This is a genomic window from Coxiella-like endosymbiont, from assembly GCF_002871095.1.
GTDB lineage: Bacteria > Pseudomonadota > Gammaproteobacteria > Coxiellales > Coxiellaceae > Coxiella.
This window is the reverse complement of sequence record NZ_NSHJ01000097.1, coordinates 1-12240: the sequence shown is the minus strand read 5'-3', so window position 1 is coordinate 12240 and position 12240 is coordinate 1. Positions and strand designations below refer to the sequence as shown.

Below are 12240 nucleotides of genomic sequence, written 5' to 3'. Positions count from 1 at the left end.
AAATAAAAAAATCACTTTAAATTAAATATTTTACCTCAACTAAACACAGCACAAATAGAATTTTCTCCTGCAAGAGATAGCAGGACGTTAACTAAAAAAATCAAAGATATAAACAGAGATCTTAAACTAAAAGGGAGACGGGAAACCCAATTACTCTTTGAGAGAGGATCTAAATTTTTGCAAAAATAGCTAGTAGCGAACTTAAATTAAGAACCAAAATCAAAATAAAATTAGATTAATTTTTATATCATTTCCGATACTAATGCTGTAAAAAAATGTATAAATCTATTTTGGTTAAGTTTTTAATTAAAATTATTGGTCTAGTCCCATACGTGAGTTTATCTTTTTCTAAATTTATCTTTTTCTAAATAAGAGCAGAACTTTGAAAAAAAGATTAGAACATTTAAAAAATCACTTATGTGAATAGTCGTAATTGATTTTCAAGTTATTTAAAATAACAGGTAATTATGTTACATATCGTGACTAAAATCTTGTATTACAAGTAATTATTATAATACTGTCAATAAATTTATAACGCGTTCGTGCTTTTGCCGTATTTTTTCATCTGATTCCTTCCCTTCTAAAGGGAAGGAATATCATAATCGAAATCCTCTACCTCCCTCTCCAGATCCCATGCTTACCCCATTACATAAAGATGGAGAGACCTTTATCAATTTAAGATTATTAAATTAATATGATTAACCTAATATGTTTATCCCATTCCATTTTTACTTAGAAAAATTATTTCCCATACAATATTAAAAGAGTGAGAAATAACTGTACCTTTTACAAATTATTTCACTATTATCATTATTATCTTTACTCCTCCAGAAAAATCCTGTAATCATTACCCTAAAATAGCAGGAGATAGTGACAAAAGAGCTCTCATCTCTTACCCTACTGAATGGATGCCTCTAAATTTAAGCGTAATAAATTTAAACTCTTGAAAAATTTTTACTACACTCCTACTTTTTTTTGTAAAACAAGAACCATAGATTACTAGAAAGAGGTTTTTTAGGAGATTTAAAAAGGCATGCTGAATCTCCATCTCCTAAATAGAGTTTTTCAATAGTCTGTCGAACTTCACCAAAAAATTGCTCCCTTTCTTAAGTCATTTTTATCTACCATTACCTTCTCTCACCTAATTTAGGTATTTATTTTAAAAAAATAGTAGATAAAATAATCATATCATCTACATTTTTTACTGGTGGATTAGCAGAATCGAAGCGCATAATCTACTAATTCACGAAAACTCCTTTTCTATCCATTGATAGATTTCAGTAAATAACTGCGGTTGGCAAAGTTGACACTTCGTTCCACAATTAGATGGTTTTCTGAGACGGCATATTTTTCCTTTCCGTATCCAGTGTTCTAACATACAACGTATTATTTGAGGTTCTTTAGAAAAATGTAAAGCTAGTTCTTGCAAAGTAGCTGTCTTGTGTTCTTTAAAAAAGGTTTTTAAAGATAAAAGCACGTTACACCTCTTTAGCTTTACAATCTTCTAAGGAAAAAATAAATCATTATTATTTGCGTACAAAGCACATGCTCTTAATCGAATGAAAACCGTCGCTAAAGCAATTAGTAAACTAGCGCTCCAAACCAATGTAGTCCAAGGATGATTAAAAACAGTCAATACCTGATAACAAATTACCGCTAGCACATAAGATAAACCTGTACCCCACAAGATTGAAAATAAAGTCCACCGTTTGCCAATTTCGCGTCGCATCACTGTCATTGTAGAAACACATGGAAAATATAATAAAACAAATAAAAGATAGGAAAAAGCAGCGGCCTTACCTCCAAATTGCTTATACATAATTCCATATGCTGTTGTATTCATTTCATGCGGTCTCTCATTAGCTAAAATAGGATTTTTAAAAGCATTTCCAAGGTGGCTTAAATTTTGTGGAATAGATATCACTGCATCACGTAGCCCTTTTCCAAAATTAAATTCTGAGTGAGCCTGCTCGCTTAAATGATTACCTTGTTCGCTATACAGAGTATTGAGCGTACCCACAACCACTTCTTTCACTAAAATACCCGTACTTAAAGCTACCGTAGCTGGCCAATTATTGTTTTTCACCCCTAGCGGAGCGAATACAGGGGTAATTATTCGACCGATAGCTGACAATAATGACTGTTGTTTCGTGTCTTGCACTAATTTCCCAGTCAGCGTAATGGAATTTAAAACACTAATAATTAGACAAATAGGAATGATGTATCGACCAGATCGAAACAAAAAGTTTTTTAGTCGCTGCCATATATAGCGACACAAAGAATTTAATTGAGGTATATGATAAGACGGCAATTCCATGACTAAAGGTGCGGGTTTTCCTGGAAGGATCGTTTTTCGTAAAACTAAACCGGAAAGGATAGCAATTAAAATACCTATTAAATAGCAAATAAAAATAATTGTAGCACCTCCTTTAGGAAAAAAAGCACTAGTAAATACAGAAAAAATAGTTAACCTTGCTCCACAAGACATAAAGGGGATCATTACAACTGTCAGAACTCGATCACGCTGATTTTCTAACGTCCGTGCTCCCATTACTCCTGGCACATTACAACCAAAACCAACAATCATTGGAATAAATGATTTTCCTGGCAATCCTAATACTCGCATGAAACGGTCCATCACAAATGCAGCTCGTGCCATATAACCCGAATCTTCTAAAAAAGCAAGACATAAAAACATTCCTCCAATAATCGGTACAAACGTCATAGTAGTATTTATACCTTTGCCAACGCCACTAGCTACAATTGCACTTACCCAAACAGAGAAATGCCACGACATTAGTAAATGCATTAAACCATCAACAAAAATAGTAGTGGTAGTAATGTCAAAAAAACTTTGAAAAGCACCACCGATATTAATAGTGAATAAAAATATTAAATACATAATTCCAAAAAATATCGGTATACCTAAAAATCGATTTAATACAATAGCATCGATCCATTGTGTTACCGATTGTCGAGAAGTTCTGGTAAGTTGTGTTACTTGCTCAGCTATTTGATTAATAAATATATAACGCGCTTCGGCAATTAAAATATCTGGTTCTTCATTAAGCTTAATTTTAATGAAATCAATTTGCTGTTTAGCGAATTTTAAAACCGACTCATTCACCATTTGTTTAGCTAAATAATCATCTTCTAACAAACGTAATACCAACCATCTTATCAAAGGACTGTTGTCAAAAGACACGACTTGTGTAAGTAAATGTGCTGCTTTATTAATTTCGACAGGCAATGGCAAACAAACTTTAGAAGTGTAGGGACTGTTTTTTAATTTTAAAATAGAATCTTTTAATGAGTTAATACCTTGATTTTGATAAGCTATCAAACTAACAACTAGGGAATCTAACAATTTACTAAGCTCTTTAAGATCTAGGTTTAAACCACGTTGTTTCACAATATCCATCATATTTATAGCTAAAATTACTGGAATGTTCATTTCTAATAATTGTAAAGTAAGATACAGATTGCGCTCAAGGTTACTACCATCAATAACATTTATGATTACATTGGCCTTATTCGATAACAAATATTGGCAAGCAATTTTTTCATCTACCGCATCTGATGTTACATTTGTAGAATAAATCCCGGGTAAATCTACTACTTTCACTCGAGAACCTTGATGCTCAAAAAAACCATATTTTTTATCAATAGTTACTCCTGGCCAATTGCCTACACCCTGAGAACTACCTGTTAGGGCATTAAATACCACTGTTTTCCCACAATTAGGGTTTCCGGCTAAAACAACAGTAAAATTCTTAGTCATTTATCACTCGCTTAATCTTTAATTGAATGCCTTCAACTTGCCGGAGAGTAAGATAAAAATCTCGCACCTGTATTTGGATCGGGTCTCCAAATGGCGCCCGACGGATAACTTGAAACTGAGTATTTTTCGTAAGTCCCATAGCTAGTAATTTTCGCCGATAAGATTTATTACCCGGATAAAATCCACAAATTCTACCAAAATCACCAGGATTTAAATCGAAAAAAGTCAATGCTACCTCTCCTAAATGAGAATGAGATTTAATTAGAGATTTCGTATTATCCATCTATTCTTAGATAGGTGTCAAGAATAAATAAGAATAATTCTCGTTAAAATTTAAAATTACTTTTCACTTTTCTCTGAAATAGTTAGTAGGTGGCTTGTCTTTTTTAAGTTAGAGGGACTAGTAGAGTTTAGATTTTGGATGAACTTTACGAGGGTAGCGTTTTATAACTATGTTTTATAACTATAGAGGTTAGAAGTTAGAAGCTTGCATTTTTAGATGTATCTACTTTTACAAGTATCTATTTAAAATTACGTTAATTCCTTTAAAGATCGGTAAAGAAAGATTAACAACACATAATAAATTATTAATATTCAAAAAGAAATTTCAGGTTTTATAAAACTTCAAAAGTTTGGAAATTCATATTTCATATTTTCATATAAAGCTGTTTTTTTATTTCGATAGAATAGAGCATACAATTTTTGTTGATAAATAGATCAATTGTTAGTTTTTCTATATCACAGTCAAACAAAGATCTTGTCATCAAGAGCATGTTCCAATATTTCAAGTGGTGCTAATAATACACGTATTCTAAAAGCATATAACCCTGTATTCCCCCAAATATAATTTAAATGTTTTAATAATCGAAAGTTTTGAAAATTTTGTATGATTATTAAAATCAGGTCAGATAAATGAAGCACTCCTAAAGACTGGAGAAATTATATCTCTATCATTGATTAATTGATCCTTTCTTAAGACTATTACTTTCATGAATTCATGAAAAAATATTTAACTATTGATTTGTAAATACTCATGAAGGTATTTTTCTCTCCCACTGAATATAAGTAGTTAAGTAAGACTCATAAAAGAGTTTTTAACGTTCATTATTACTCAATATCATATCCGGATAGAAACAGACGCTTACCAAATTTATTTGATAACTTTCAAATAAAATTAATTAAATAAATTAATTAATAGCTTTGATAGTGTTTACCATGATTTTCTACTAAAGTCAGATCAAAATGATTTACGATTGATACATCCTTGTTCTACTATTAAGAAAAAGTCTTTCTAATTAAAGACTTTCTAATTTAAAAATAATAACCTACTCCCGTAAGTAATTTATAAATATTTTCCTAATCCTACATTCTTAGGAACTCGTTAGTTTAAATAACCCAGGATGTTAAATTGATTAAATACTTTTTTAATATAAAGTAAAATAAAAAATAAATACTGCTGTTTTTGATGAGCAAAAGAAGCTAAAAAAATTTATAAACTTTAAAGGATCTTGTTTAGCAGAAATGCAGCTATTTAATCATCAAAACTTACATAAAACAAATCCTGTTTTATATGTTTAAGTGGGCTGTTCTTTTTCAGTAACGAAGGGCAAGCCTCTATCCCAGCACTTAATAGCACAACATCCGAAGGTAATGCATTGCTTCCCTAAAAACTTCCTAGAAATATAAAATCAGACTTTATATTTTAGCATATTAGTCAATAACAGGCCTGACAACTTATCCATCACTGATAGTTTAAGCTAAGCTCAAACTAATGCGCGTACCAATGCTTCTCGTAACTCAATCAGTTTACCATGAAAAAAATGACTAGCTTGTTCAATCACTATATAACGAAGAGGAATCGAGGATTGTTCCAAAAAAATTTTAACTTGTTCCAGAGGAACAAATTCATCCTCAGCACCAAGCACTAATAACCAAGGACAAGAAATATTTGTGAAAACATAGTAATTATAATGATGTACTGTTGGTGCAATAGTGATAAGTCGTGTGATATCATGGTTTGTGTTAGCTACTTTAGCAGCGACATAAGAGCCAAAAGAAAATCCAGCTAACCAAATTTCGTCATTCGGGCAAACTTTTTTGACCCATCTCAGAATGACTCTTAAATCATCAGTTTCACCCATAGCATCATCATAATACCCTTCGCTTTTCCCCACACCGCGGAAATTAAAGCGTACTGTTTTGACTCCTAATTGCTTAAACGCTTTGGCCACTGTTGTCACAACCTTATTTCGCATTGTCCCACAGTATAGTGGGTGAGGATGACAGATAACGCCCACAATAGATTTTTTTGAATCGCTGGGTGCCGGCGGCGTAATCATTATCTCAAGCTTGCCTGAGAGCCCATCCAATAAAAATGTCTGAGTTTTTTCAGAAAAAAAATTCATTTAAGGATTCTCTAAACTTAAAATACCTGAATTATAATCGTAAGCAAAAATTTCTGCATAACGACCCCAGTCAATGACAGTAGTTAAAACTTCCTCTGCTGCTTGTTCACTAAGATAATTCTCAAGATTATTCAGAAAATATTCTTCTGAAATTTCATGATTAGGATGTTTATTTAATTCTTGACGAATGTGACTCGCTAGGGGGACATATTCAGTTAAGTGCTTTGCAAATATTTTTTTGCGTTCTAAAATATTTGCTTCTGCAAGCTGACGTCCTGACACTGTTAATTCAACATCTCCTCCAAAGACATAAGCAAAATGCAGTATTTCAAGGGCTTCTATAATCGGAAACAACTCATCAATTTCATAATGTAACTCTTCAGTTAATTCAGGTAAATCTACATTCTTCTGCTCATAAGAGGCTAAATTTTCTATAAAGCCCATCATTTCTGAAATAGGTACTTGAGGCAACCAATAACCCACATTGATCCTCTTAAATTTAACCGCTTCCGGAACAGTTTCTACTACAGGTTTAGTCATTAATCCATAAATATTATCCACAATGCAACGAAATTTTGGATCTTGATCGTTCCGTGGATGCGGTAAATCTACATTCACTTCAGCACGAATAGTTCGGGGATTAATTGAAAATACTAAAATACGATCTCCTAAAAATGCAGCTTCTTCAATATTGTGGGTTACAATAATGACATTTTTAATATTAGTTTTTCCAGAACGCCATATATCGATTAAATCACTCCGTAAATTCTCAGCAGTCAATACATCCAATGCTGAAAATGGCTCATCCATCAATAATACTTCAGGATCTACCACTAATGCTCGCGCTAATCCCACTCGCTGTGACATACCACCAGATAATTCTTTTGGATAAGCTGATTCAAAACCATCAAGGCCAACAATGTCGATAGCTTCAAGGGCACGAGTACGACGTTCTTCACGCAGCACACCCCTCGCTTCTAATCCTAATTCAACGTTCTCTAACACAGTCAGCCATGGCATCAAGGCAAAATGTTGGAACACCATACTTAATCCAGGAACAGGTGCAATAATGGGAGCATCATGATACAGCACTACTCCCGATGAGGGTTTAATTAAACCTGCAATTATCCGTAATAAGGTAGATTTTCCAGATCCGGATTTTCCTAAAATTGCAATAATTTCTCCTTCGTATAAATTAAAATTTATACGGTCTAACACTAATAAATCTTGTAACCCTTTTTTTTTAAAAAATTTACTCACATTTTTAACTTCAATAATAGGAAAATAATTTTTTTTCATGATCTCTAACCCTTACCTTATTTATTTAACCTGAAAACGTTCTTCCGCTAGTCGATAGAGTGGTCTCCATAGACCATGATTAAATGCCAACACATACAAAGACATCACCATAATCGCCAAAGCTAGACGAGGAAAATCACCTTGTTGTGAAATCGATGCGATATAAGCACCCAATCCGATTGCCTGTAAATGTGTATTCCCCCAGGTCACTGCTTCAGCAATAATACTCGTATTCCAAGAACCACCTGCTGCTGTAATGGCACCTGTAATGTAATAAGGAAATATTCCCGGTAACATAAATTTTTTCCACCAAAGCCATCCTTTAACATTCAAAGTACGAACAGCATGGTGCAAGTTTTTAGGCAAGGCCATCGTTCCAGCAATAACATTGAACAAGATGTACCATTGCGCCCCCAAAACCATCAGCGGTGAAGTCCAAATATTTACATTTAAAGTAAATCGAATGATGAGAATCACCACAATGGGAAATAATAAATTAGCAGGAAATGCAGCTAAAAATTGCGCAAGAGGTTGAACTATCCGAGAAATATTGGGTCGTAAACCAACCCAAACACCAATAGGGACCCAAATGAGTGAACTAAGAATAAGTAAAGTAGTAACACGTAATCCTGTTAGAAAACCTAAATAAAAGACATGGAATACCTCAGTCCAACTCACTTCTGCTAAAATAAAACGCATTAACAAGAAAAAAGAGACCATCAGAGCTAAAATTAAAAACGTATTCCAACTCACAGTAAAAAATCGACGTAATAAATATCGATATTCGGTTGATTTTCGTGGAGAACGATAACGAAAAAGCTGACAATTAACGATTCTATCTCCTAATAATGAAAAATATTCCCCAATAAAACGTAAAAATCTCGTCCTCTGAAATACATTCAAGACCCATGATTGTGGTTCGCTTTCTCCCACATTTACTTCTATTTTAAATTTTTCTGCCCAAGCAACCAATGGACGAAAAAATAATTGATCATATAGTGTGATTACGATAATCATCGTAATAATTACATAAACGACGGCCATTTTGTCCATATGCTCGATAGCTATCCTGATATAAGAACCAATACCTGGCAACATGATATTGTGCCCCGCCACAGTAATAGCTTCTGAAGCCACTAAAAAAATCCAACTACCCGACATTGACATCATGGTATTCCACAGTAAACCAGGAATAGCAAACTGAACTTCCACTCGCCAAAAACGTTGCCATGCAGATAATTGCAACATTGTAGCAGCTTCTTGTAAATCATTTGGCACAGTTCGAAGGCTTTGATAAAAGCTTAAGGCCATATTCCATGCCTGCGTGGTAAAGATTGCAAATAATGATGCACACTCCGGACCTAACAAACTACCACGAAATAGGGCGACAAAACCTGTCACTGTGATTGTTAAAAACCCTAGCACAGGTACTGACTGCAAAATATCAATTATAGGGATAATAATACGTTCCGCATGGCGGCTTTTAGCAGCCCAAGTACCAAAAGTAAAAGTAAATAATAATGAAAAAAACATCGCAATCAGCATTCGTAACACCGTGCGTAACGCATAATAGGGTAACATGACTGGATCCAATGAAATAAAAAAAGGTTCCCCCACATCAAATTTTCTCATCATGGCATTGGCACCATAGTCCAATAAAACAAGAACAGCTAAAACTAATAAGAGAGCGATCACATCCCAATAGTTCGGGATTGGCCATGAAACAACTTCATTTTTTGCATATGTTTTTTTTGGAAATAACATGTTACACTCAATCTTTGTATGGAGAAATTTAGTGGCATTAACTGAAGTTTAGTAAATACCACCCCCAAAACAAATTAAGACATGATATCTTTACGATACTAGTCATTACTGGTCATTGTTTATTGACTTTTTCTATAATTTCACAAAAATCAAAAATGCAAAACGACCTAGCAAATTGTCATCAATCCTAAACTAGGGGACTAGTGGGAGGTTTTAGGCAGATGTAATGTAACATAGCTTTACCCTCCCATAAAGAGGGCCCATAAAGAGGGGGGTCATTTATAATATATTGATCTTACAGCGTTTTTTTGAAACGGAAACCTTTTAAATTCATTTTTTTCAATTTTATTGATACCAGTCATTTAATACTGATATTACTTCATTGCGACCAGTCCGCTCATGAGCAGAAAATAATTGAACGGATATCGTATTGCTGTATGTGGTTAGCTGTACTTGTACCTCACTAAAAATTTTTTTCGCTACGCTTTTCCTTAGCTTATCTGATTTCGTAAGAAGTATATGAAGCAAAATATCGTACTTCACTGCCCATTCAATCACATTTTTATCTCTTTCTTTTAAAGGATGTCGTACATCCATTACTACCACTAATCCTCTCAAAGAACACCGTTTTTTTAAATAACTATCTATTACTTTTTCCCAACGCTCTTGAACCATACGAGGAACTTTAGCGTATCCATACCCGGGTAAGTCTACCAAACGTTGTCTCTCATTTAATGAAAAAAAGTTGATCATTTGCGTTCGACCAGGTGTTTTACTGGTACGCGCCAATCCTTTAATGCCTGTGATTAGATTTAATGCGCTGGATTTACCAGCATTGGAACGTCCAATAAAAGCAATTTCAGCTCCTTCGTCCGGCGGTAAGTCGCTAAATTTAACTGCGCTGATGAGGTATTTAGCTTTTTGATAAATAGGGAACACAGCTTGGATCATAAGCTTAAATCTTTAATCTGAATATGTTTAATCCTATAGAAGGATATCAAGTATAACATTTTTAAGATAGAATGCGAATTGTGATCAAAGTTTTTTGTGTCCTGAAAGAGTAGTCAGTGGATTATGTAAATCCAATAACTTTAGTAACATCAAGAAATACTATGCCTAGATATTTTAAAACTTTTTAGCTAATCTAACGTAGAATATATGTGTATTACCACTTTTAGTGAGTACCGTGTTTGGTTTGTTGATTATTTATTTGGTCTGATAATTAAGGTGATTATTAATTTTATTACCTTGCTCTTTACGATTTTCCGATAAAATAGTACATTCCATTCCAAGTGAAGTTTTATCAACTTCAGGATTTCACCTTTTCATTCAATACAGTCACAATTCTGATAAAAATAAATATTCCCCCTCACTACATTACAATTAAATATTTCTAAGGCATCACTTTATCTCTATCATCCAACTTGAATACTTCAACTTGAATACTTTATGTGGTTTAATTCCATTACTTAATTCATCACCTAGTAACCTAATGCATCACCTAAATAATTCTCATAGATAAGCTTAATCCCACCTTCTCTTAAATCTATTAAATCGGCCCCCACAATTTCTGTATTAGGGACTTGTACAGGGAACTATATTATTTAAGAATATCTTTTTGGGATGATGTGTGATCCTTATCATTATAGTCGCTTAAAAATGGTCGCTTAAAAACTTATAATGACCTATACCCATTACCGATACTTAAAATTAACTGATACCTAAAATTTCGGGAATCATTATGGCTAATATCAGTTAATAATCAGTAAATAATTTTTCTATGAAAAAATTTTCATATGATTTTTCTTTTTCTAATCTTTTTACTTAGTTATGTGGTAACACTAATCGGCTACTCAGAAAAAAGGGGGGTAAATATCTTATCATGAAAAAGACTGCTCTATTGCTTTTAAATAGGCTGGTATACTAGCTTTATCTGTGATCTTTCTAGTATAGTCAAACAGGAAATAAAAATATTAAACTTCTTCAATATAATATGCTTCATTTAATTAAAATTTAGTCAAATATTTTACTATGGGATTAAGGTTCACCGTAATCCCAGAAGGTACTAAAATGCTTTTAAAAAGCCATTAAATTTGGCAATATGACTTCCATTAATGGAGTCCTCAATTATTATCTACATTTAATAATAATATTATATACATTTAATGAGGGGCTCTCTATTTTTCAGGCCTAATTTAACTACCTCCCATCCCAATTGAAACGAGGGATTACATTTTTGATTTAAAATAATATTTTTCAATTTAGTTTAGTTAGAGTGAGACACTCGGTTACTTTTTTTATTTAAAAAAGTAATTGTATCACAAGAATCCCCTGAGGGGATTCATTCGTTGCGCTTTTAAATTCCTCTACTTTAAAATTCTTCTACATTGATTTTTTATTTTTTATAAAATCATTGCACAACTAACCTCAATTGTACAGCTAATCTTTTTAGTAACTAAAAAGCACCTGATAGGAAGTGAATCTTACTTTCTTTTAGGTTGTTACAGCTGCTTAAAATCATAAATTAATTTTTGTTTAGTTAATGTTCACTCAAAAATTACTAATCAAGGTTGAGTGAATTACTTGCTGTGTTTACAACACTACTTCTTTAACTTATAAATTTATTGACCTAGCATCTTTTTCCTAAAAGATAAAAATCTTTGTGAGTCAATATGGATTTATAAATTAATTATCGTTATGCATAAGAAACTACAAATTAATAAATAAGCTAAAAAATTATAAATAAAAAACTACGTTTACTTATTTAAGTAAACGATGTTACTACTTTTTTAATTAATTTACCACGAATAATTTCTAAAATTATTGGATGGTCAACTCTATAATTATTTTTTATAATAATTATACCATTTACTATATTCACCTATAGTTTAGGCTCTTTGATCGCGCGAACTCAATCTTCTACACTAAATAGTTAATCAGTGATAACCTATAAAACAAACTGGTTGTATTAAGAGCTTAAGGATTGTACTT

At 32.7% G+C, this 12240-nt stretch carries 7 protein-coding genes; all 7 read right to left on the bottom strand.

Features of this window, described 5'->3' with window-relative positions; translation table 11 throughout:
- Window positions 1-1243: 1243 nt before the first annotated feature.
- On the bottom strand, window positions 1244-1477 hold the full coding sequence (locus tag CLERM_RS01940) for a FeoC-like transcriptional regulator (RefSeq protein ID WP_102156920.1): 234 nt from the start codon (window positions 1475-1477) through the stop codon (window positions 1244-1246).
- Between the two features lie 27 nt (window positions 1478-1504).
- Window positions 1505-3781: a Fe(2+) transporter permease subunit FeoB gene (feoB, locus tag CLERM_RS01935; protein WP_102156919.1), complete on the bottom strand. Its 2277-nt coding sequence runs from the start codon at window positions 3779-3781 to the stop codon at window positions 1505-1507.
- Window positions 3774-4064, bottom strand: a complete 291-nt coding sequence (locus CLERM_RS01930; RefSeq protein WP_102156918.1) for a FeoA family protein — start codon at window positions 4062-4064, stop codon at window positions 3774-3776. Before CLERM_RS01930 ends, feoB begins: the two co-directional genes overlap by 8 nt.
- Before the next feature lie 1480 nt (window positions 4065-5544).
- On the bottom strand, window positions 5545-6186 hold the full coding sequence (locus tag CLERM_RS01925) for an alpha/beta hydrolase (RefSeq protein ID WP_102156917.1): 642 nt from the start codon (window positions 6184-6186) through the stop codon (window positions 5545-5547).
- Entirely contained in the window at window positions 6187-7485 is a 1299-nt protein-coding gene (locus CLERM_RS01920; RefSeq protein ID WP_102156916.1) for an ABC transporter ATP-binding protein, read from the bottom strand.
- 21 nt (window positions 7486-7506) lie between these two features.
- Entirely contained in the window at window positions 7507-9249 is a 1743-nt protein-coding gene (locus tag CLERM_RS01915) for an ABC transporter permease (protein ID WP_102156915.1), read from the bottom strand.
- A 345-nt stretch (window positions 9250-9594) separates the two neighbouring features.
- Window positions 9595-10200, bottom strand: a complete 606-nt coding sequence (gene yihA / locus CLERM_RS01910; RefSeq protein WP_102156914.1) for a ribosome biogenesis GTP-binding protein YihA/YsxC — start codon at window positions 10198-10200, stop codon at window positions 9595-9597.
- Window positions 10201-12240: the final 2040 nt, after the last annotated feature.

What these genes read in the sequence shown, in the direction of transcription:
- feoB (WP_102156919.1), bottom strand. Translation starts at nt 3,781, where the DNA reads ATGACTAAGAATTTTACTGTTGTTTTAGCCGGAAACCCTAATTGTGGG.
- CLERM_RS01930 (WP_102156918.1), bottom strand. Translation starts at nt 4,064, where the DNA reads ATGGATAATACGAAATCTCTAATTAAATCTCATTCTCATTTAGGAGAG.
- CLERM_RS01925 (WP_102156917.1), bottom strand. Translation starts at nt 6,186, where the DNA reads ATGAATTTTTTTTCTGAAAAAACTCAGACATTTTTATTGGATGGGCTC.
- CLERM_RS01920 (WP_102156916.1), bottom strand. Translation starts at nt 7,485, where the DNA reads ATGAAAAAAAATTATTTTCCTATTATTGAAGTTAAAAATGTGAGTAAA.
- CLERM_RS01915 (WP_102156915.1), bottom strand. Translation starts at nt 9,249, where the DNA reads ATGTTATTTCCAAAAAAAACATATGCAAAAAATGAAGTTGTTTCATGG.
- yihA (WP_102156914.1), bottom strand. Translation starts at nt 10,200, where the DNA reads ATGATCCAAGCTGTGTTCCCTATTTATCAAAAAGCTAAATACCTCATC.